We start from the raw sequence: 21,691 nt of genomic DNA, 5'->3' as shown, positions 1-21,691 counted from the left end.
TTGATACAGACTTTCAGATATGGACACTTCAAAACAAACACTGTTGGACAGGATTTTCAATCTTCGGGCAAACGGTACAACGGTCCGCACCGAATTGATGGCGGGTTTGACGACTTTTTTGACGATGTGCTACATCGTTATCGTCAACCCGTTGATTTTGGGTGAAACCGGCATGGATATGGGGGCGGTATTCGTCGCTACCTGTATCGCGTCTGCCATCGGCTGTTTTGTTATGGGTTTTGTCGGCAACTATCCGATTGCACTCGCACCGGGGATGGGGCTGAATGCCTATTTCACCTTTGCCGTCGTTAAGGGTATGGGCGTGCCTTGGCAGGTTGCGTTGGGTGCGGTGTTCATCTCTGGTCTGATTTTCATCCTGTTCAGCTTTTTTAAAGTCAGGGAAATGCTGGTCAATGCACTGCCTATGGGTTTGAAAATGTCGATTGCTGCCGGTATAGGTCTGTTCTTGGCACTGATTTCCCTGAAAGGCGCAGGCATTATCGTTGCCAATCCGGCAACCTTGGTCGGCTTGGGCGATATTCATCAGCCCAGCGCACTGTTGGCATTGTTCGGTTTTGTCATGGTGGTCGTATTGGGGCATTTCCGCGTTCAAGGCGCAATCATCATCACCATTCTGACGATTACCGTCATTGCCAGCCTGATGGGTTTGAACGAGTTTCACGGCATCATCGGCGAAGTGCCGAGCATTGCGCCGACTTTTATGCTGATGGATTTTAAAGGGTTGTTTACCGTCGGCATGGTCAGCGTGATTTTCGTCTTTTTCCTGGTCGATCTATTTGACAGTACCGGAACGCTGGTCGGCATATCCCACCGTGCCGGACTGCTGGTGGACGGTAAGCTGCCCCGCCTGAAACGCGCACTGCTTGCAGACTCTACCGCTATTGTGGCAGGTGCGGCTTTGGGTACTTCTTCAACCACGCCTTATGTGGAAAGTGCGGCGGGCGTATCGGCAGGTGGACGGACCGGCCTGACGGCGGTTACCGTCGGCGTATTGATGCTGGCGTGTCTGATGTTCTCCCCATTGGCGAAAAGTGTTCCCGCTTTTGCTACTGCACCCGCCCTGCTGTATGTTGGTACGCAAATGCTCCGCAGTGCCCGGGATATTGATTGGGACGATATGACGGAAGCCGCGCCTGCGTTCCTGACCATTGTTTTCATGCCGTTTACTTATTCGATTGCAGACGGCATTGCTTTCGGCTTCATTAGTTATGCCGTAGTCAAACTTTTGTGTCGCCGAACAGGGGATGTTCCACCTATGGTATGGATTGTTGCCGTATTGTGGGCACTAAAATTCTGGTATTTGGGTTGATGGTTGGAAGCATCAAATGCCGTCTGAAATTTTCAGACGGCATTTTGTTTGGATTTTGGGCGTACAATACGGAAAACATGACGATAAGGACACAAACTATGGCACAGTTTTTCGCCGTTCATCCCGACAATCCCCAAGAACGCCTCATCAAGCAGGCAGTCGAAATCATCAATCAAGGCGGTGTGGTGGTTTATCCGACCGATTCGTGTTACGCCTTGGGTTGCAAACTCGGCGATAAGGCGGCGATGGAACGCATACTCTCTATCCGCAAAATCGATCAGAAACACCATCTGACACTGGTCTGTGCCGATTTGAGCGAGTTGGGCACATACGCCAAAATCGACAACGTACAGTTTCGTCAGCTTAAGGCCGCCACGCCCGGACCTTATACCTTTATCTTGCAGGCGACGAAGGAAGTGCCGGCGCGCACGCTGCACCCGAAACGCAAAACCATCGGGCTGCGTATTCCCGATAATGCCATTGCACAAGCCCTGCTGGGGGAATTGGGCGAACCGCTTTTAAGCTGCACCCTGATGCTGCCCGAAGACGGCGAACCGCTGACCGACCCTTATGAAATCCGCGACTGGCTGGAACACGCCGTCGATTTGGTGATTGATGGCGGCTGGTGCGGAACCGATCCGACTACCGTCATCGACATGACCGACGGTACGGAATTGGTGCGCCAAGGTTGCGGCGATACGGCGGTGTTCGGTTTGTAGGGAAACCGATGCCGTCTGAAGCATCAGCCGTCCGAACGTATCGGGTGTTTTGCCGTTTACGGAAGTTCGAAATGCCGCCGCACATTTTGTTTCAGGCGGATTGTCTGTTCGGAACATCAAACAAAATGCCGTCTGAAAGCCCTTCAGACGGCATTACCTTGTTTATCTGCATTAATGGCGGAAGTGACGGATGCCGGTTACCACCATGGCGATGCCGTGTTCGTCCGCTGCGTCAAAGACTTCTTGGTCGCGCATGGAGCCTGCCGGATGGATGATGGCTTTGATGCCCTGCTCGGCAATGACATCTACGCCGTCGCGGAATGGGAAGAAGGCATCAGAAGCGGCACATGCGCCGTTGAGGTCGAGATTGGCATCTTGCGCTTTACGGGCGGCGATGCGGGTGCTGTCCACGCGGCTCATTTGGCCTGCACCGATGCCGTAGGTTTGGCCGCCTTTGCCGAAAACGATGGCGTTGGATTTGACGTATTTTGCGACGTTCCAAACAAACATCAGGTCGTTCCATTCTTGCTCGGTTGGTTGGCGTTTGGAGACGACTTTCAAATCGGCGCGGTTGAGACGGTGAATATCAGGGGTTTGTACCAACAGTCCGCCGCCGACGCGTTTGAGTTCAAAGCGGTTGGCACCTGCTTTGAGCGGCACTTCCAATACGCGCACGTTTTTCTTGGCGGCGGCGATTTCGAGGGCTTCGGCGGTGAACTTAGGCGCCATGAGGACTTCCATAAACTGGTTGTCGGTAATTTGTTTGACGGTTGCGCCGTCGACTTCGCGGTTGAAAGCGATGATGCCGCCGAACGCGCTGGTGGTGTCGGTGGCGTAGGCGAGTTTGTAGGCGGTCAAGGTATCGGCTGCAACAGCGACGCCGCACGGATTGGCGTGTTTCACAATCACACAGGCTGGTGCGTCAAAGGATTTGACGGCTTCCCATGCGGCATCGGCATCGGCGATGTTGTTGTAAGACAATTCTTTGCCTTGCAGTTGTTTGTAGGCGGAAAGGCTGCCTGCGGCGGGGTCAATATCGCGGTAGAACGCGGCGCGCTGATGCGGGTTTTCGCCGTAGCGCATGTCTTGCACTTTAATCCAGCTTTGGTTGAACTGGCTTGGGAATTCGCCGATTTGGGGCTCTCCGCTCAAAACTCCGTCTGAAAGCGAGGTCAGGTAGTTGGAAATCATGCCGTCGTATTGGGCGGTGTGGCTGAATGCTTTGCGTGAGAGGTTGAAACGGGTTTTGTCGCTCAATGCGCCGTTGTTGGCTTCGAGTTCGGCGGCAATTGCGGGGAAGTCGGCGGTGTCGGTAACGATGGCGACGTGTTTCCAGTTTTTCGCGGCGGAGCGCACCATAGTCGGGCCGCCGATGTCGATGTTTTCAATCGCGTCTTCCAGCGTGCAGTTTGGTTTGGCGATGGTGGCGGCGAAGGGGTAAAGGTTGACGCACACGAGGTCGATATTGCCGATGCCGTGTTCTTCCATCTTGGCGACGTGTTCGTCCAAATCGCGCCGGCCCAAAATACCGCCGTGGATTTTCGGATGCAGGGTTTTCACGCGGCCGTCGAGCATTTCGGGGAAACCGGTGTAGTCGGCAACTTCAATCACGGGAACGCCCGCATCGGCAAGCAGCTTCGCCGTGCCGCCGGTAGAGAGGATTTCGACACCGAGCTTGGTCAGGGTTTGGGCAAATTCGACTGCGCCCGTCTTGTCGGACAGGCTGATCAGGGCGCGTTTGATGACGGACATTGGGGCTTCCTTTTCTGACAGTTGGATGGGGAAAGGGGAACTTTTTCGGGGCGGTATTATCCGCTATTTTCAGTTTTTTGGCAGTAGGTTTTTGCAGATATTGTTGACAATTTACAAAGAAATGCCGTCTGAAAACCTTTCAGACGGCATTTGTCGGCATTCATTTGAAGCCCATTTTTCCCGATGTTCCCAATGCCCCCGCCATGCCGATGCACAAAGGCAGCAGCAGGGACAGCGGCGCGTAGGTCAGTTCCAATACGAACACAATGGCGGTCAGCGGCATTTTGAGCGATACGCCGAGAAACACTGCCGCTCCGACGACTGCCGCGCTTTCAGACGGCATTGTGGGGAAAACACTGTTCCACGCTGCTGCGGCGGCAAAGGCGATGGTGCTGCCGAGCATCATGGACGGTGTAATCAGGCCGCCGTATGCGCCTGCCGACAACGCCATCAAGACGACCAGCCATTTGACGGCGGTCAGCTCAAGGCTGTATTGCCAGTCGGTCAATCCGCCAAAGGTCAGTTGGTTGCCTGCTTTGCCGTTGCCCAAAATTTCGGGAAACCAAACGGAAATCACGCCGATGAGCGCAAACATGCAGACTGCCAAGGGAATGATTTTGATATTGTCGCGCTTGATAAAGGGGAACTTTTGGGCTGTACGCTGGAAAAAGACGGCGGTTGCGCCCAGTATCGGGCCAATGACGGCGGAAAACCAAAGCAATGAAGTATTTACGGCAAGGTTGGCGGGATGATACTGCTGCACGTCGCCCAAACCGATACGCGCGACGGCGGTGGCAATGACCGAAGTCAGCAATGCGGCGGCAACCGCCTGCTGCGTCCACACGCCCAACATCGCTTCGAGGATAAACAGCGTGGAGGCGAGCGGCACGTTATACACCGCCGCCAAACCCGCGCCGGACGCACAGGCAATCAAGAGGCGCATTTCGCCTTCGTCCAAACCCAACCGCCTGCCGCCTGCCGAAGCAAACGCGGCAGTCATTTCACGCGGGGCGACTTCGCGTCCGAGCGGCGAACCGAGTCCGACCGTTATGATTTGCAGCAGAACATGGAAAACCGTCGTCAGAAACGGCAGCCCCTGCAACGGCTGCTTCAAGGCGGCTTTGATTTCGATTTGCGGCTTGCCGAAACGTTTGAGCAGCCACCAGCCGCCGCCTGCGATCGCGCTGCACAGCGTCAGCACGGCAACGCGCCGCATACCGGAAGCCTGTGCCACGCCTTCGCGGAACGATATGTACACGCCGTCCGCGCCATAACCGTATGCCGTATGCTGTATGAAGTGCATCAGTTCCGTCAGCACAATGCCGACCAAACCGCCGATAACGCCCGCTGCTGCCAGGGCAAACCAAAGTTTCTTGCGTCCCACTGTCGTTCCTGCCGTTCAAATGCCGTCTGAACACGTTTTTCAGACGGCATCCGTTTCCTATCCGCCTATCCGAACAGGCCGCGTACACGCTCCAAACCGCCGAAGTTGATACAGGCATCGGCGGCGGCCCGCGCTTTCAGTTTGGCACGGTAAGCCACGCCTATGCCCGCTTCTTTGAGCATCGGAATATCGTTCGCACCGTCGCCCACCGCCAACACTTGATGCGGCTGCAATCCGAGGCGGCTGCGGTATTCGAGCAACAAATCTGCCTTTGCCTGCGCGTCGATGATTCTGCCTTTCAAACGTCCGGTCAGCCTGCCGTTTTCAATTTCCAAAACATTGGCGTGCTGGTATTCGAAGCCGAGGCGTTGTTGCAGACGTTCGGTAAAAAACGTGAAGCCGCCCGACACCAGCAAGAATTTCACATCGTGCCTTTTGCATTCGTCCAACAAAAATTCCGCACCGGGCGAGAGCTTCAAAACGTTTTCATAAACGTCCGCCAAAATCTGTTCGTCCAATCCCGCCAACAGCGCAACGCGGCTGCGCAACGACTGCTCGAAATCCAACTCTCCGCGCATCGAACGCTCGGTAATTTCCGCTACCTTGTCTTTTAAACCCACGCCTGCCGCAATTTCATCGACGCATTCGATGGTAATCAGCGTCGAATCCATATCGCTGACAATCAAACCGAGTTCGCCGAAATCCATATCCGGCAACACGGCGTGGTCGATTTGACGGCTGCCAAGCAACGCCGCGTCTTTTTCGCTTAAAGAAAACCCTTCTTCAACAATAAAACGCATACGCTTTTCATCGGCGCAATCAGGTTCGGGCAGGCGTGAGGGGAAGTCGGAAGGCAGGGCTTCGGCGGAGAGAAATTGGAGGACGAGGGCGTGCGGCATAACGGCGGCTCAAAAAATGCGGATTATATAGTGAAACGGCAAAGAATGTTACGGCGGGCGGGACTGCAATCGGAAAACGACTTCAAAAACAAACGGCAGTATGTGTCGGACAACACGGGAAAATGCCGCAACTATTGCCAGCCTGATGAAAATTCGTTATAAGGGGATTATCTAAAATATATTAACATTTGAAGTGAATCGGTTTTAAACCGGTACGGCGTTGCTCCGCCCTGCCCCGATTTAAATTTAACCCACGATACATATAAACAACCCGAAAAAGGATTCAGAGATGAAAATCGGTATCCCACGCGAGTCATTATCCGGCGAAACCCGCGTCGCCTGCACGCCCGCCACCGTTGCCCTGCTGGGCAAACTGGGCTTTGAAACCGTTGTCGAAAGCGGTGCAGGTTTGGCGGCAAGTTTGGACGATGCCGCTTACCAAACAGCAGGCGCAACCGTTGCCGACAAAGCGGCGGTTTGGACCTGCCCTTTGATTTATAAGGTCAACGCGCCGTCCGAAGACGAGCTGCCGCTTTTGAACGAAGGTCAAACCATCGTCAGCTTCCTGTGGCCGCGCCAAAACGAAGCCTTGGTCGAAGCCTTGCGCGCCAAGAAAGTGAATGCGCTGGCGATGGACATGGTGCCCCGTATTTCCCGCGCGCAGGCTTTGGACGCTTTGTCTTCGATGGCAAACATCAGCGGCTACCGCGCCGTGATTGAAGCCGCCAACGCCTTCGGCCGTTTCTTCACCGGTCAAATTACTGCCGCAGGCAAAGTGCCGCCCGCGCAGGTTTTGGTGATTGGCGCAGGTGTGGCAGGTTTGGCGGCGATCGGTACGGCAAACTCGCTCGGCGCAGTGGTGCGCGCGTTCGATACCCGCTTGGAAGTGGCGGAACAAATCGAATCGATGGGCGGTAAGTTCCTGAAACTCGACTTCCCGCAAGAATCGGGCGGCAGCGGCGACGGCTACGCCAAAGTGATGAGCGACGAATTTATCGCCGCCGAGATGAAACTCTTTGCCGAGCAGGCGAAAGAAGTGGACATCATCATCACCACCGCCGCCATTCCGGGCAAACCCGCGCCCAAGCTGATTACCAAAGAAATGGTGGAAAGCATGAAATCCGGCTCCGTCATCGTCGATTTGGCGGCGGCGACGGGCGGCAACTGCGAACTCACCCGCCCAGGCGAATTGTCCGTAACCGGCAACGGCGTGAAAATCATCGGCTACACCGATATGGCAAACCGCCTTGCCGGACAGTCGTCCCAGCTTTACGCCACCAACTTGGTGAACCTGACCAAGCTGTTAAGCCCGAACAAAGACGGCGAAATCACGCTGGATTTTGAAGACGTGATTATCCGCAATATGACCGTTACCCGCGACGGCGAAATCACCTTCCCGCCTCCGCCGATTCAAGTTTCCGCCCAGCCGCAGCAAACGCCGTCTGAAAAAGCCGCGCCTGCCGCCAAGCCCGAGCCGAAACCCGTTCCCCTGTGGAAAAAGCTCGCGCCTGCCGTCATTGCCGCCATATTGGTGCTGTGGGTCGGCGCGGTCGCACCCGCAGCATTCCTGAACCACTTTATCGTGTTCGTCCTCGCCTGCGTCATCGGCTATTACGTCGTCTGGAACGTCAGCCACTCGCTGCATACCCCGCTGATGTCGGTAACCAACGCCATTTCCGGCATCATCGTCGTCGGCGCGCTGCTGCAAATCAGCCAAGGCAACGGCTTCGTTACCCTGCTTGCCTTCATCGCCATCCTGATTGCCGGCATCAATATCTTCGGCGGCTTCTTCGTCACGCGCCGGATGTTGAATATGTTTAGGAAAGGATAAAACATGACTTTTGCCTATTGGTGCATCTTGATTGCCTGCTTATTGCCGCTTTTTTGTGCGGCGTATGCCAAAAAAGCGGGCGGATTCCGGTTTAAAGACAACCACAATCCGCGCGATTTTCTGGCACACACGCAAGGCGCAGCCGCCCGTGCCCACGCCGCGCAGCAAAACGGTTTTGAAGCATTTGCACCGTTTGCCGCCGCCGTTTTGACGGCACACGCAACCGGCAATGCGGAGCAATCGACCATCAACACGCTTGCCGGTCTGTTCATCCTGTTCCGCCTCGCCTTTATCTGGTGCTATATCGCCGACAAAGCAGCATTGCGCTCGCTGATGTGGGCGGGCGGATTTGCCTGCACCGTCGGGCTGTTTGTCGCGGCTGCTTAAAACAGATGCCGTCTGAAAACACGAACGTCAATTTTTCAGACGGCATTGAAAACAAATCATCGAAAATCGGAGAATTTCTATGTCTTCAGGACTCGTAACAGCGGCGTATATCGTTGCCGCAATTTTATTCATCTTCTCACTGGCGGGGCTGTCCAAACAGGAAACCGCCAAACAGGGCTGCTATTCCGGTATCGCCGGTATGGCGGTCGCCCTCTTCGTAACGGTCTTTTCCGACAATACCCATGGACTGGGCTGGATTATCATCGCTATGCTCATCGGCGCGGCAATCGGCATCTACAAAGCCAAAAAAGTAGAAATGACCGAAATGCCCGAACTGATTGCGCTCTTGCACAGCTTCGTGGGCTTGGCGGCGGTTTTGGTCGGCTTCAACAGCTATATCGCGCCGGGCAACGTCGCACACGATATGCACACCATCCATCTGATCGAAGTCTATTTGGGCATTTTCATCGGCGCGGTAACCTTTACCGGCTCGCTGGTCGCATTCGGCAAGCTCAACGGCAAAATCAGCAGCAGCCCGCTGCAACTGCCCGCCAAACACAAGCTCAACGCGCTGGCGCTCGCCGTATCGTTTGTACTGCTGCTCGTATTTGTCGGCATTGACGGCAGCGGCTTCATCCTGCTGATAATGACTCTGATCGCCCTCGCATTCGGCTGGCACTTGGTTGCCTCCATCGGCGGCGCGGATATGCCCGTGGTCGTATCTATGCTCAACTCCTACTCCGGCTGGGCTGCCGCAGCGGCAGGCTTTATGCTCTCCAACGACCTGCTCATCGTTACCGGCGCGCTGGTCGGCTCAAGCGGCGCAATTCTGTCCTACATTATGTGCAAAGCCATGAACCGCTCGTTTGTCTCGGTAATTGCCGGCGGTTTCGGCAGCGACAGCAGCGCGGCATCTTCTGCCGGTCAAGAAGTCGGCGAATACCGCGAAGTCAAAGCTGCCGATGTTGCCGAAATGCTGAAAGGCGCAAACAGTGTCATTATCACCCCGGGCTACGGCATGGCAGTCGCACAGGCGCAATACCCCGTTGCCGAAATCACCGAGCTTTTACGTAAAAACGGCACCGAAGTACGCTTCGGCATCCACCCCGTTGCCGGCCGCCTGCCCGGTCATATGAACGTACTGCTTGCCGAAGCCAAAGTCCCCTACGACATCGTTTTGGAAATGGACGAAATCAACGACGACTTCCCCGAAACCGATGTGGTCTTGGTGATTGGTGCGAACGATACCGTCAACCCTGCCGCCCAAACCGACCCGAACAGCCCGATTGCGGGTATGCCCGTGTTGGAAGTGTGGAAGGCAAAAGAAGTCGTCGTCTTCAAACGCTCGATGAACACCGGCTACGCAGGTGTACAAAACCCGCTGTTCTTCAACGAAAACAGCGTGATGTGTTTCGGAGATGCGAAGAAAACCGTGGATGACATTCTGTCCGAACTGAAAAAATAATCCGCATGGCGCAATGCCGTCTGAAATCCGATGTTTAAACTGCACCCTGCAAGTCGGACACTATTTCCGACTTGCAGGGTGCAGTTTTTTACGGCAAGCATTCAAACAAATCCAAATCCGCCGATGTTTTTTGACATTCGCCCACACTTTTTCAACAAGGTTGGGTGTAGAGGAAGCAGTACTTTTGCCGGATGGGCGGCATTGCACGAATATATCCGCTATGACAACCACGAGCGGAACAGCTTGAAATTGAAAGGGCTGATTCTGTCCCGGACAGGAAACAGCCCTTGAAAGCCGTTTGATCGAACTGCTCAAGTTTTTAGGTCAGTCCGATTCAGACGGCATTTTTTGTATCGGGCTGTTTAACGCGCCAGCGGTTCGGTGCGTTTGATCAGCCACGCTTTTGCCGCGCCTTCGGTCAGCGGCTCGAGGCGGCGGCGGACTTCGGCGTGGTAGCGGTTGACCCAGTCGATTTCGCCGTCGGTCATGAGGGCGGTGTCCATCAGGCGGGTGTCGATGGGACAGAGGGTCAGGGTTTCAAAACAGAGGAAGCTGCCGAACTCGGTTTCCTGCGGGTCGGCGACGGCTTGGTTGGCGGCGAGGTTTTCAATGCGGATGCCCCATTTTCCCGGGCGGTAGAGTCCGGGTTCGATGGAGGTAACCATGCCTTTTTTCATCGCGGTTTCGGGCGTGGCGGGGGCGGCGAAGGCGATGCGCTGCGGGCCTTCGTGGACGTTGAGAAAATAGCCTACGCCGTGGCCTGTGCCGTGGCCGTAGTCGCATTGCGCCTGCCACAGGGGTTTGCGGCAAATCGCGTCAATCAGCGGCGAGGGGATGTTTTCGGGGAACACGGCTTCGGCAAGCGCGATATGGGCTTTGAGAACGAGGGTGTTGTCGCGTTTTTGTTCGGCGGTGGGCGTGCCGACGGGGACGACGCGAGTGATGTCGGTCGTGCCGCCTTTGTATTGCGCGCCGGAGTCGATGAGCAGCAGCCCGTTGCCGCTGATGGTGCTGTAGCTTTCGGGTGTTGCGCTGTAATGCGGCAGGGCGCCGTTGGCGTTGAAGCCTGCGATGGTGTCGAAACTCAATGAAATGAAGCCCGGTCGCACGCTGCGGTGGCGGTAAAGCATGGTGTCCACGTCGATTTCGGTCAGGCTGCCGCCGTTGTCGATGATGTCTTCAAACTCGGCGAAGAAACCGCACAACGCCGCGCCGTCGTGTTCCATCGCTTCGCGGATGCGGGCGATGTCGGCTTCGGATTTGACGGATTTGAAGAAGGTGGACGGATTGATGCCTTCAATCAGGCGCACGCTTTCGGGCAGGCGCACGAGCGTACTGACGGCGGTTTTGTTCGGTTCGATAAGCAGTGCGCCACCGATTTGCGCGAGTTTGTCGGCAACTTGGGCGTAAGGCTCAACCGTGATGCCTGCGGTTTGCAGCGCGGCGGCGGCTTCGGCGTTCAGACGGCATTGTTCGGTAAACAGGACGGCGTTGTCTTTGCCGATCAGCAGGAAGGACACGAACACAGGGTTGAAAGGCACGTCGCTGCCGCGCAGGTTGGTCAGCCAAGCGATGTCGTCAAGCGAGGAAACCAAGTGGTAATCCGCGCCTTTTTCCGCCATAACTACGCGCACGCGGGCGAGTTTCTCGGCGGCGGTTTCAGAAACATAGTCGGGGTCGTGGATGAACACGGTTTCGGCAGGGATGGTTGGGCGGCTGCTCCATACGCGGTCAAGCAGATCGTCGGGGTGTTCGATGCGGATGTTTTTGGCGGCGAGTGATTGCGCCAAAGTACGTTTGCCGGTGAGCGAGACCATATCGGAAGGGATGCCGACGGCGGCGTTTTCGGGCAGGCTTGCCGCGAGCCATTCGTTGTACGGCGGCACTTGACCGCTTTTTTGCAGCACAATGCCGCTGCCGGAAAGCTGTTTGGCGGCTTGTTCCCAATAGCGGCTGTCCACCCACACGCCCGCTTCGTCGGCGGTAACGACGAATGTGCCGACTGAGCCGGTAAAGCCTGACAATTCGCGCCGCGCCTGCCAATGCTCGGGCAGGTATTCGGACAGGTGGGGGTCGGCGGAAGGGATGACGAGTGCGTCCAAGCCTTGCGCCTTCATGGCTTCACGCAATGCGGACAAGTAATTCGATACGGTATTCATGAACGGATTCTCCAGAGAAAGTGTAAGGTTTCAGACGGCATGGCGGCGTACCGGCTGGGGAAACGTAACCATCTTATCAAATCGTTTGCCGACTGCAAAACGCGTTTGGGAATTTGAAAGTATATTTTGTACGGTAAAAAGCGATGCAAGGCTATTTGTTGTAAACTTTCAGGCATAAAATGCCATATTGCATGTTTTTCTGAAAATAATTGGGAAAAATCAGGAATATTAGGGTGTAAAGTTTCAATAAGTCGGTTTGGCGTGTATTTAGATTACGTTAAAATACACATTTTTATATCAGCAATACGGAAAAATCATGTCCGAACAACATATTTCGACTTGGAAAAGTAAAATCAACGCATTGGGTCCGGGTATTATGATGGCATCGGCGGCAGTCGGCGGTTCGCACCTGATTGCCTCCACGCAGGCAGGTGCGCTTTACGGCTGGCAGCTCGCATTGATTATCGTCCTGACCAACCTCTTCAAATACCCGTTTTCCGTTTCAGCGCGCATTACACGCTGGATACGGGTAAAAGCCTGATTGAAGGTTATGCGGAGAAAAGCCGCATCTACCTGTGGGTCTTTTTGATTTTGTGTATTGCTGCCGCGACGATTAACGCGGGTGCGGTTGCCATTGTAACCGCCGCCATCATCAAAATGGCGATTCCCTCGCTGACACTGGGTATCGGCGCAATCTCCGCGCTGATTATGGCTTCCTGCCTGATTATCCTGGCGAGCGGACGCTACAAGGCTTTGGACAATGTTTCCAAAATCATCATCGTCAGCCTGACGGTTGCCACGGTTGCCGCCGCCGGTATCGCCATGTCGCGCGGTATGCAGATGAAACCCGATTTTATCGAGCCGACACCGTGGACGCTTGCCGGTTTGGGCTTCCTGATCGCGCTGATGGGCTGGATGCCTGCGCCGATTGAAATTTCCGCCATCAATTCTTTGTGGGTTACGGAGAAACAGCGTCTCCAACCTTCCTCTTATCATGACGGGATTTTTGATTTCAACGTCGGTTACATCACCAGTGCCGTGCTTGCCGTCGTCTTCCTTGCCCTGGGTGCGTACGTGCAATACGGTAACGGTGAAGAAGTGCAGATGGCGGGCGGCAAATATATCGGACAACTGATCAATATGTATGCGGTAACCATCGGCGACTGGTCGCGTCCGCTAGTGGCGTTTATCGCTTTTGCCTGCATGTACGGTACGACGATTACCGTTGTTGACGGTTATGCACGCGCCATTGCGGAACCTGTGCGCCTGCTGCGCGGCAGTGAGAAAACCGGCAACGCCGAGCTCTTTGCCTGGAATATTTGGGTTGCAGGCAGCGGTTTGGCGGTGATTTTCTGGTTTGACGGCGTAATGGCGAATCTGCTCAAATTTGCCATGATTGCCGCCTTTGTGTCCGCCCCCGTGTTCGCCTGGCTCAACTACCGCCTGGTCAAAGGAGACAAACGGCACAAGCTTACCGCCGGTATGAATTTTCTTGCCATTGTCGGCTTGCTCTACCTGACCGGATTTGCCGTTTTGTTCCTGTTGAACCTTAGCGGACTTTTGGCATAGGTTTCAAAATCTGAATGCCGTCTGTAATATTTTCAGACGGCATTGCCCTTTCCTAGAAAAAAACACCGACATCGCGTAAAATATGCGCAAATTTTGTGATTCAATCAGGTCGTCTGAAACAGACTGCGCCTGATTTATTTTTTCGGAAAATACCATGAGCGAACAAAATAATCCGCAAATCGAGCCGCAGTTGGACGAAAACCAAATCATCGCCCTGCGCCGTGAAAAACTGCACAACATCCGCCAACAGCGCAACGCCTACCCTAACGATTTCAAACGCGACAGCTTTGCCGCCGATTTGCACGCCCAATACGGCGAAATCGGCAAAGAAGAACTCGACCCGCAGGCCGTTCCCGTCAAAGTGGCCGGCCGCATGATGCTGAAGCGTCAAATGGGCAAAGCCAGCTTCGCCACCATTCAAGACGTTACCGGTCAAATCCAGCTTTATCTGAACAACAAAGGCGTGAGTCAGGAAGTTTTGGACGATTTCAACCATTGGGATTTGGGCGATATCGTCGGCGCGGAAGGTACTTTGTTCAAAACCAACCACGGCGAATTGACCGTGCGCGTGTCCGACATCCGCCTGTTGTCCAAATCCTTGCGTCCGCTGCCGGACAAACACAAAGGCTTGAGCGATCAGGAAACCAAATACCGCCAACGCTATGTCGATTTGATTGCCAACGAAGAATCGCGCAATACCTTCATCAAACGCAGCCAAATCATCCAATCCGTGCGTAATTTTATGGTGGGCGAGCATTATCTCGAAGTCGAAACCCCGATGATGCACCCGATTCCCGGCGGCGCGACGGCAAAACCCTTCGTTACCCATCACAATGCCTTAGATATTCCGCTTTATTTGCGAATCGCCCCCGAGCTGTATCTGAAACGCTTGGTGGTCGGCGGCTTGGAACGCGTGTTTGAAATCAACCGTAGCTTCCGCAACGAAGGCATGTCCGTGCGCCACAATCCCGAATTCACCATGATTGAATTCTACGAAGCCTTTTCCGACTACGAACGCATGATGCAGATGGCGGAAGACATCATCCGCAACGCATCGCGCACGGTAAACGGTACGGCGAACATCACTTACAACGGCAAAGAAGTCGATTTGGAAAGCCCGTTCGAGCGTCTGACCATCCTCGAAGCCATCAAAAAACACAATCCGCACTACACCGACGAGCAGTTGAACGATGCGGAATGGCTGAAAAAAGAAATCGTCAAACACGGCGAAAGCCTGCCGCCGTCCCCGGGCATCGGCAGCCTGCAACTTGCCCTGTTTGAAGGTTGCGCCGAGGGCAAGCTGTGGAACCCGACCTTTATTGTCGATTACCCGGTCGAAGTTTCCCCGTTGGCACGCGCTTCCGATACCAAACAAGGTCTGACCGAACGCTTCGAGCTTTTCGTTGTCGGCCGCGAACTGGCAAACGGCTATTCCGAGTTGAACGACCCCGAAGACCAAGCCGAACGCTTCAAAGCGCAAGTGGCGCAAAAAGACGCGGGCGACGACGAAGCGATGCACTACGATGCCGACTACATCCGCGCGATGGAATTCGGTTTGCCGCCGACCGGCGGTTGCGGCATCGGCATCGACCGCTTAGTGATGCTGCTGACCGATTCGCAAACCATCCGCGATGTGATTCTGTTTCCGCAGATGCGTCCCGAGTAATCATAAAAACAGTTGAAATAGAAATGCCGTCTGAACCCGATTGGATTCAGACGGCATTTTGTATGGCGGTACGGATTTATTCGCTTTCCAACTGACCGACCCATTCTGACAAGGCAGTCAGGCGTTGTTCGGATTTCGCCACGAACGGGTTTTCGGTATCCCACGCGTAGCCTGCCAAAATCGAAGAAAGCATACGGCTGATTTCCGGGCTGCGGTCGGGCGCGTACACGACGTTTTGGAAGCGGAAATCATACCAACCGTCCACATAGGTGCGGAATGTGTCCACGCCGATCATCAAGGGTTCGGCAAACTCAGTATCCCAATCCGCCGTACCGCCTTCAAGCTGCTTCGCCAATAAATCGGCAGCCAGTTTGGCGGAGTGCAGCGCGATGGTTACGCCCGACGAGAACACGGGATCGAGGAACTCGGCGGCATTGCCCAACAGCGCGAAATGCCTGCCGTGCAGCGATTTGACGTTGGCGGAATAGCCTTGGATGGAGCGGAACGGAAAATCGTTTTCCCAGACGGCTTTGTCCAGAATTTCGTTCAGCATCGGGCATTCGTAAACAAATTTTTTCAACACCGTTTCCGATTCGCCGACAAGTTTGTCGGGCGTGCCGACCACGCCGACGGAACAGCGGTTGTCGCCGAAGGGAATCAGCCAAATCCACACGTCGCGGTGTTGCGGATGGGTGGTAATCAGGATTTTGTTGCGGTCGAATTTCGGGTTGGTGATGTTGTCGTCGATGTGCGTGAAATGCGCTTGGCGCGGCGGCAGGTGCGAGGGCGTTTCCAAATCCAGCAGGCGCGGCAGCACGCGTCCGTAACCGCTTGCGTCCAAGACGAATTTCGCGGTCAGTTCATAGCTCTCGCCGGTGTCGGTTTCGATGTTCAAGCGGGCAAAATCGCCGCTGTTGTCGAACGCGGTTACGCCGTGCCCGAAACGTACTTCAACGTCTTGTTTGGCGGCTTCGTTAATTAGGATTTTGTCGAACACGGCGCGGCGCACTTGATAAGTCGTGCCGGGGCCGTCTGAAAATTTATCGGTAAAATCAAATTCCGTATAGCGGCTGCCCCACGAAAACGCCGCGCCGTTTTTCAACTGAAAGCCGGGCTCGGCGCGCACGGCATCGGCAAATCCGGCTTCTTCCAGCATTTCCATACAGTGCGGCAGCAGGCTTTCGCCGATGACGAAGCGCGGAAAGTGCTGTTTTTCCAATACGCAGACTTGATAACCTTTTTTGCGGAGCAGGGCGGATGCGACCGAGCCTGCCGGACCTGCGCCGATTACGGCGACATCGAATTGGGTGGACATTGGGAAATCCTGATGGTTTGAGTGGAAAAGGAAATAATATTGTACAGGCGGCAAATGCCGTCTGAAACTGTTTGTGGAAGAAATTTATCCGGTGCGGGCGGTTGCTCCCGATGCGTCAGTCCGGTTTGAAAAATGCCGTCTGAAACGGAAATGTTCAGACGGCATTTGATTTTCAGGGCTATTTTACGCCGTAACGCGGTTGGAGCAGGGCGCACGTCCGGTGTTCCCGGCGGCTTCGGCGGCTGCGTCCGGCAATTTTTCCGCAAGCCGCGCCCGCATCGTTTGCCGCATTTTCCGGCCGGGTGTTTTTTTCGCGCTGCGCCTTGGCGGATTCGTAGCGGTTGCGTTGTCTCGGTTCACTTGTTTCGGTTTTTTCCGGTTTTGCGCCGCCCTGTTCCCACCATTGCGGCTCGAAGCCTTCGATGCGTTCGATGAGCAGCTTGTTGCCGGTCAGTTCTTTAATGGCTTCAAACATTTTCTGTTCGGATTCGTCCATCAGGGAAATCGCCACGCCGTCCGCGCCCGCGCGCCCCGTACGCCCGATACGGTGGACGTAGTCTTCGGGCTGGGCGGGCATTTCGTAATTGATGACGAAGGGCAGTTCGGCAATATCCAGCCCACGCGCGGCGATGTCGGTGGCGACGAGGACGCGCAGGCTGCCGTCTTTGAAGGCGTTGAGTGTTTCGAGCCGGCTTTGTTGGGAACGGTCGCCGTGTATCGCCTGTGCGGACAGGTTGCGGCGCACCAGTTCGCGCGTTACGCGGTCGACGCTTTGTTTGGTTTTGCAAAAGACGATAACCTGGTTCATATGCAAATCGACAATCAGCCGTTCGAGCAGGTTGCGCTTTTGGAAGGTATCGACCGCGATGATGTGTTGTTCGACGTTGGCGTTGGTGGTGTTTTGTGCGGCAACCTCGACGGTTTCGGGCGCATTCATGAAGTCTTGCGCCAGTTTGCGTATCGGGGCGGAGAAGGTGGCGGAAAAGAGCAGGGTTTGGCGTTGGCGGGGCAGCATCTGCATGATTTTGCGGATGTCGTCGATAAAACCCATATCCAGCATACGGTCGGCTTCGTCCAAAACGACGATTTCGACTTTGTTCAAATGGATGTTTTTCTGTTTCACGTGGTCGAGCAGCCGTCCGACGGTGGCGACGACGATTTCGCAGCCGGCGCGCAGGTCGGCGGTTTGTTTGTCCATATTCATGCCGCCGAACAAGACGGTATGCCGCAGCGGCAGATTTTTAATGTAGCCCTGCACGTTTTGGTCGATTTGGTCGGCAAGTTCGCGCGTGGGGGTGAGGACGAGCATACGCACGGGGTGCATCGCGGGCGAGGTGCTGGCGGTGGCGTAACGTTTGAGGCGTTCGAGCGAGGGCAGCATAAAGGCGGCGGTTTTGCCCGTGCCGGTTTGCGCGGCGGCTAGTAAATCATGACCGGCGAGTGCTTTGGGAATGGCGGCGGCTTGGATGGGCGTCGGGTTTTCGTAACCTTGCGCGGTCAGTGCGGAAACGAGTTCCGTACCCAAACCTAAAGAGGAAAATGGATTACTCATGATTGTAGTCTTTCTTTCAGACCTTATGCCGTCTGAAACGGGAAACTGATAGGATGGGGAAAGTATAGTGGATTAACAAAAATCAGGACAAGGCGACGAAGCCGCAGACAGTACAGATAGTACGGAACCGATTCACTTGGTGCTTGAGCACCTTAGAGAATCGTTCTCTTTGAGCTAAGGCGAGGCAACGCCGTACTGGTTTTTGTTAATCCACTATAAACTGCCCTCCTGTGAGTGGCGGGGCAGGGAATCTGTGTGCGGATTATGCCATAAAACGGTGCCTGCCCCAATCGCGGGCGCGTCCGGAGATTGGAAATCCTGCTTAAAAAATGTACAATGGCGTACTTTTTTGAAACGCGGGCCCATTATGCACATCGGCGGCTATTTTATCGACAACCCCATCGCACTTGCGCCGATGGCGGGCATTACCGACAAACCGTTCCGCCGACTTTGCCGAGATTTTGGCGCAGGTTGGGCGGTGTGCGAAATGCTGACCAGCGACCCGACGCTTAGAAATACCAAAAAGACCCTGCACCGCAGTGATTTTACCGATGAAGGCGGCATCGTTGCCGTGCAGATTGCCGGCAGTGATCCGCAGCAGATGGCGGATGCCGCGCGTTACAACGTCAGCCTTGGGGCGCAGGTTATCGACATCAACATGGGCTGTCCCGCTAAAAAAGTCTGCAATGTCCAAGCCGGTAGCGCGCTGATGCAGAACGAGCCGCTGGTTGCCGCCATTCTCGAAGCCGTCGTCCGTGCGGTGGACGTTCCCGTTACCCTCAAAACCCGTTTGGGCTGGCACGACGACCACAAAAACCTGCCTGCCGTCGCCCGCATCGCCGAAGATTGCGGCATTGCCGCCCTTGCCGTCCACGGACGCACTCGCACGCAAATGTACAAAGGCGAAGCGGCTTACGACCTGATTGCCGAAACCAAATGCCGTCTGAACATCCCGGTCTGGGTCAACGGCGACATTACTTCGCCGCAAAAAGCCCAAGCTGTCCTTAAACAAACCGCCGCAGACGGCATCATGATAGGGCGCGGTGCGCAAGGCAGGCCGTGGTTCTTCCGCGATTTGAAACATTATGCCGAACACGGTGTTTTACCGCCTGCCTTGAGTTTGGCAGAATGCACCGCCACTATTTTGAACCACATCCGCGCCATGCACGCGTTTTATGGTGAGACCGCCGGTGTGCGCATTGCACGCAAACACATAGGTTGGTACATCGACGAAATGCCCGACGGCGAACAGGCGCGCCGCGACATCAACTGCTTGGACAGTGCGGCGGCGCAATACGACATGCTTGCAGGTTATCTTGAAAGACTTGCTGAAAAAACCGACAGTTGGGCGTGCGCCTACCGCCCAAATGCCTTCTGAACACTTGATTATCCTTTGAAGGTGCAATCATGCCCCATACCCTTCCCGATATTTCTCAATGCATCAGACAAAATTTAGAACAATATTTCAAAGACCTGAACGGTACCGAACCTTGCGGCGTGTACGATATGGTATTGCATCAGGTGGAAAAGCCGCTGCTGGTGTGCGTGATGGAGCAATGCGGCGGCAACCAGTCCAAAGCATCCGTGATGCTGGGACTGAACCGCAATACCTTGCGTAAAAAACTAATTCAACACGGTTTGCTGTGAATATGGCTGCAACCGTCCGTATCTTAGGCATCGATCCGGGCAGCCGCGTAACGGGTTTCGGTGTCATCGATGTCAGGGGACGCGATCATTTTTACGTCGCCTCCGGCTGCATCAAAACGCCCGCCAATGCCGCACTGGCAGACAGGATTGCCGTGATTGTGCGGCACATCGGCGAAGTCGTTGCCGTTTACAAGCCGCAGCAGGCGGCGGTGGAACAGGTGTTCGTCAACGTCAACCCTGCATCGACGCTGATGCTCGGTCAGGCGCGGGGCGCGGCATTGGCGGCATTGGTCAGTCATGGTTTACCCGTTTCGGAATACACGGCCTTGCAGGTCAAACAGGCGGTAGTCGGCAAAGGTAAGGCGGCAAAAGAACAGGTGCAGCATATGGTGGTGCAGATGCTGGGGCTTTCGGGAACGCCGCAGGCGGATGCCGCCGACGGTTTAGCGGTGGCCTTGACCCATGCCTTGCGCAACCATGGGCTTGCGTCCAAACTCAATCCTTCAGGGATGCAGGTCAAGCGCGGAAGGTTTCAATAGTTTCAGACGGCATTTGTATTTTGCCGTCTGAAAAGAAAATGTGTATCGAGATGAAATTTATATTTTTTGTACTGTATGTTTTGCAGTTTCTGCCGTTTGCGCTGCTGCACAAGATTGCCGACCTGACGGGTTTGCTTGCCTACCTTCTGGTCAAACCGCGCCGCCGTATCGGCGAAATCAATTTGGCAAAATGTTTTCCCGAATGGAGTGAGGAAAAGCGTAAAACCGTATTGAAGCAGCATTTCAAACACATGGCGAAACTGATGTTGGAATACGGTTTATATTGGTACGCGCCTGCCAAACGCCTGAAATCACTGGTGCGCTACCGCAATAAGCATTATTTGGACGACGCGCTGGCGGCGGGGGAAAAAGTCATCATCCTGTACCCGCACTTCACCGCGTTCGAGATGGCGGTATACGCGCTTAATCAGGATGTCCCGCTGATCAGTATGTATTCCCACCAAAAAAACAAGATATTGGACGAACAGATTTTGAAAGGCCGCAACCGCTATCACAACGTTTTCCTCATCGGGCGCACCGAAGGGCTGCGTGCCCTCGTCAAACAGTTCCGCAAAAGCAGCGCACCGTTTCTGTATCTGCCCGATCAGGATTTCGGACGCAACGATTCGGTTTTTGTGGATTTTTTCGGCATTCAGACGGCAACGATTACCGGCTTGAGCCGCATTGCCGCGCTTGCAAATGCAAAAGTGATACCCGCCATCCCCGTCCGCGAGGCAGACAATACGGTTACACTGCATTTCTACCCTGCTTGGGAATCCTTTCCGAGTGAAGATGCGCAGGCCGACGCGCAACGCATGAACCGTTTTATCGAAGACAGGGTGCGCGAACATCCGGAACAATATTTTTGGCTGCACAAGCGTTTTAAAACCCGTCCGGAAGGTGTACAGGATTTTTACAAATTACATGAAACTACATAATGAACTATTAAGGGAAAATTGAGTTTTGCGATTGTTTTTTTAAATGCGAAAAATTGAATTATATAAACAGAAGTATTTAATAATTGCTGTTATTTTAAGTGTCTAAAAAATAATATTTTTTGATTTTAAAAATAGATTTCAAAGAAAATTTGGAGAATACATGATAAATCAATGAATATATTCTATTGATATGGTTAATATATTAAAATTAATTTCCTTTAAAAACATAATGTTACAAATTATTATTCAATAACCGCTATTTTATTCGGTGCCAGCTTGAGAAATATATTGTCAAATATATAGACATTATGAAATTAAGTATCAATTTAAATAAATTTTTAGAATTTTAATCCAAAAAATCAAAAAATTCACTATTTTATAAAATAAACGCTTCTATATACGTTTTGTAAAAAATGCTTGGCAAACTGTAAAAAATGGCGTACATTTCGCTACATGAAATTACAGACGTAGCCAAGAAATGCCGTCTGAAAGGATGTGCCGGTCAGTTTTATGACTGGTTGGCGTTTCATCGGAAACGG

The 21,691-nt window shown here is 54.1% G+C and carries 16 protein-coding genes and 1 pseudogene; 11 read left to right on the top strand and 6 right to left on the bottom strand.

What is annotated here, in order from left to right; genetic code table 11:
• Positions 1-19 precede the first annotated feature (19 nt).
• Both ACNAU7_RS07080 and ACNAU7_RS07075 read left to right on the top strand, forming a co-directional pair.
• Positions 20-1,330 (top strand): NCS2 family permease, encoded by a 1,311-nt coding sequence (locus tag ACNAU7_RS07080; protein WP_416301756.1) that lies wholly within the window; start codon positions 20-22, stop codon positions 1,328-1,330.
• Positions 1,331-1,428: 98 nt separating this feature from the next.
• Entirely contained in the window at positions 1,429-2,049 is a 621-nt protein-coding gene (locus ACNAU7_RS07075; RefSeq protein WP_416301755.1) for an L-threonylcarbamoyladenylate synthase, read from the top strand.
• 171 nt (positions 2,050-2,220) lie between these two features.
• On the opposite strand, the gene purH is transcribed toward ACNAU7_RS07075, so the two are convergent.
• The 3 genes from purH to serB all read right to left on the bottom strand — a co-directional run bounded on the left by purH (position 2,221) and on the right by serB (position 6,084).
• Positions 2,221-3,801 carry a bifunctional phosphoribosylaminoimidazolecarboxamide formyltransferase/IMP cyclohydrolase gene (gene purH, locus ACNAU7_RS07070; protein WP_416301754.1) on the bottom strand — a complete coding sequence of 527 codons (1,581 nt, stop codon included), beginning with the start codon at positions 3,799-3,801 and terminating at the stop codon, positions 2,221-2,223.
• 160 nt (positions 3,802-3,961) lie between these two features.
• Positions 3,962-5,185, bottom strand: a complete 1,224-nt coding sequence (locus ACNAU7_RS07065; RefSeq protein ID WP_416301753.1) for a chloride channel protein — start codon at positions 5,183-5,185, stop codon at positions 3,962-3,964.
• 65 nt (positions 5,186-5,250) lie between these two features.
• Positions 5,251-6,084 (bottom strand): phosphoserine phosphatase SerB, encoded by an 834-nt coding sequence (gene serB / locus ACNAU7_RS07060; RefSeq protein ID WP_308072978.1) that lies wholly within the window; start codon positions 6,082-6,084, stop codon positions 5,251-5,253.
• A gap of 289 nt (positions 6,085-6,373) precedes the next feature.
• On the opposite strand from serB, the gene ACNAU7_RS07055 reads away from it, so the two are divergent.
• The 3 genes from ACNAU7_RS07055 to pntB all read left to right on the top strand — a co-directional run bounded on the left by ACNAU7_RS07055 (position 6,374) and on the right by pntB (position 9,767).
• Positions 6,374-7,915, top strand: a complete 1,542-nt coding sequence (locus ACNAU7_RS07055) for a Re/Si-specific NAD(P)(+) transhydrogenase subunit alpha (protein ID WP_416301752.1) — start codon at positions 6,374-6,376, stop codon at positions 7,913-7,915.
• 3 nt (positions 7,916-7,918) lie between these two features.
• Positions 7,919-8,302 (top strand): MAPEG family protein, encoded by a 384-nt coding sequence (locus ACNAU7_RS07050; protein WP_118810728.1) that lies wholly within the window; start codon positions 7,919-7,921, stop codon positions 8,300-8,302.
• Positions 8,303-8,381: 79 nt separating this feature from the next.
• Entirely contained in the window at positions 8,382-9,767 is a 1,386-nt protein-coding gene (gene pntB / locus ACNAU7_RS07045) for a Re/Si-specific NAD(P)(+) transhydrogenase subunit beta (RefSeq protein WP_416301751.1), read from the top strand.
• A gap of 362 nt (positions 9,768-10,129) precedes the next feature.
• Here pntB and ACNAU7_RS07040 read toward each other — a convergent pair whose 3' ends face one another.
• Positions 10,130-11,926, bottom strand: a complete 1,797-nt coding sequence (locus ACNAU7_RS07040; protein ID WP_416301750.1) for an aminopeptidase P family protein — start codon at positions 11,924-11,926, stop codon at positions 10,130-10,132.
• 316 nt (positions 11,927-12,242) lie between these two features.
• On the opposite strand from ACNAU7_RS07040, the pseudogene ACNAU7_RS07035 reads away from it, so the two are divergent.
• Positions 12,243-13,495 (top strand): annotated as a pseudogene (locus tag ACNAU7_RS07035) (NRAMP family divalent metal transporter).
• 154 nt (positions 13,496-13,649) lie between these two features.
• Positions 13,650-15,161: a lysine--tRNA ligase gene (gene lysS / locus ACNAU7_RS07030; protein WP_416301749.1), complete on the top strand. Its 1,512-nt coding sequence runs from the start codon at positions 13,650-13,652 to the stop codon at positions 15,159-15,161.
• Between the two features lie 76 nt (positions 15,162-15,237).
• Here the strand turns inward: lysS and ACNAU7_RS07025 are convergent, their stop codons facing one another.
• Entirely contained in the window at positions 15,238-16,476 is a 1,239-nt protein-coding gene (locus ACNAU7_RS07025) for an FAD-dependent monooxygenase (RefSeq protein ID WP_416301748.1), read from the bottom strand.
• Positions 16,477-16,654: 178 nt separating this feature from the next.
• Positions 16,655-18,028 (bottom strand): DEAD/DEAH box helicase, encoded by a 1,374-nt coding sequence (locus tag ACNAU7_RS07020; RefSeq protein WP_416301747.1) that lies wholly within the window; start codon positions 18,026-18,028, stop codon positions 16,655-16,657.
• Positions 18,029-18,395: 367 nt separating this feature from the next.
• On the opposite strand from ACNAU7_RS07020, the gene dusB reads away from it, so the two are divergent.
• Genes dusB through ACNAU7_RS07000 form a run of 4 tightly spaced genes read left to right on the top strand, consistent with a single transcriptional unit; the run spans position 18,396 to position 21,152 of the window.
• On the top strand, positions 18,396-19,406 hold the full coding sequence (gene dusB / locus ACNAU7_RS07015) for a tRNA dihydrouridine synthase DusB (protein ID WP_416301780.1): 1,011 nt from the start codon (positions 18,396-18,398) through the stop codon (positions 19,404-19,406).
• Positions 19,407-19,435: 29 nt separating this feature from the next.
• Complete coding sequence (locus ACNAU7_RS07010) at positions 19,436-19,675, top strand: Fis family transcriptional regulator (protein WP_002213092.1); 240 nt, start codon at positions 19,436-19,438, stop codon at positions 19,673-19,675.
• Between the two features lie 2 nt (positions 19,676-19,677).
• Complete coding sequence (gene ruvC, locus ACNAU7_RS07005) at positions 19,678-20,214, top strand: crossover junction endodeoxyribonuclease RuvC (protein ID WP_416301746.1); 537 nt, start codon at positions 19,678-19,680, stop codon at positions 20,212-20,214.
• A gap of 50 nt (positions 20,215-20,264) precedes the next feature.
• A complete protein-coding gene (locus ACNAU7_RS07000) occupies positions 20,265-21,152 on the top strand; it encodes a lipid A biosynthesis lauroyl acyltransferase (protein ID WP_416301779.1) in 888 nt (295 codons plus the stop codon).
• Positions 21,153-21,691: the final 539 nt, after the last annotated feature.

This window comes from Neisseria sp. LACPHL-SPEC-2024-00856 (genome assembly GCF_047915665.1).
Taxonomy (GTDB): domain Bacteria; phylum Pseudomonadota; class Gammaproteobacteria; order Burkholderiales; family Neisseriaceae; genus Neisseria; species Neisseria polysaccharea.
This window is presented reverse-complemented; position numbering and strand designations above follow the sequence as displayed.

Excerpts from the sequence above, each read along its gene's own strand:
- ACNAU7_RS07080 (WP_416301756.1), top strand. The coding sequence starts at position 20 with ATGGACACTTCAAAACAAACACTGTTGGACAGGATTTTCAATCTTCGG.
- ACNAU7_RS07075 (WP_416301755.1), top strand. The coding sequence starts at position 1,429 with ATGGCACAGTTTTTCGCCGTTCATCCCGACAATCCCCAAGAACGCCTC.
- purH (WP_416301754.1), bottom strand. The coding sequence starts at position 3,801 with ATGTCCGTCATCAAACGCGCCCTGATCAGCCTGTCCGACAAGACGGGC.
- serB (WP_308072978.1), bottom strand. The coding sequence starts at position 6,084 with ATGCCGCACGCCCTCGTCCTCCAATTTCTCTCCGCCGAAGCCCTGCCT.
- ACNAU7_RS07055 (WP_416301752.1), top strand. The coding sequence starts at position 6,374 with ATGAAAATCGGTATCCCACGCGAGTCATTATCCGGCGAAACCCGCGTC.
- ACNAU7_RS07050 (WP_118810728.1), top strand. The coding sequence starts at position 7,919 with ATGACTTTTGCCTATTGGTGCATCTTGATTGCCTGCTTATTGCCGCTT.
- pntB (WP_416301751.1), top strand. The coding sequence starts at position 8,382 with ATGTCTTCAGGACTCGTAACAGCGGCGTATATCGTTGCCGCAATTTTA.
- ACNAU7_RS07040 (WP_416301750.1), bottom strand. The coding sequence starts at position 11,926 with ATGAATACCGTATCGAATTACTTGTCCGCATTGCGTGAAGCCATGAAG.
- lysS (WP_416301749.1), top strand. The coding sequence starts at position 13,650 with ATGAGCGAACAAAATAATCCGCAAATCGAGCCGCAGTTGGACGAAAAC.
- ACNAU7_RS07025 (WP_416301748.1), bottom strand. The coding sequence starts at position 16,476 with ATGTCCACCCAATTCGATGTCGCCGTAATCGGCGCAGGTCCGGCAGGC.
- ACNAU7_RS07020 (WP_416301747.1), bottom strand. The coding sequence starts at position 18,028 with ATGAGTAATCCATTTTCCTCTTTAGGTTTGGGTACGGAACTCGTTTCC.
- dusB (WP_416301780.1), top strand. The coding sequence starts at position 18,396 with ATGCACATCGGCGGCTATTTTATCGACAACCCCATCGCACTTGCGCCG.
- ACNAU7_RS07010 (WP_002213092.1), top strand. The coding sequence starts at position 19,436 with ATGCCCCATACCCTTCCCGATATTTCTCAATGCATCAGACAAAATTTA.
- ruvC (WP_416301746.1), top strand. The coding sequence starts at position 19,678 with ATGGCTGCAACCGTCCGTATCTTAGGCATCGATCCGGGCAGCCGCGTA.
- ACNAU7_RS07000 (WP_416301779.1), top strand. The coding sequence starts at position 20,265 with ATGAAATTTATATTTTTTGTACTGTATGTTTTGCAGTTTCTGCCGTTT.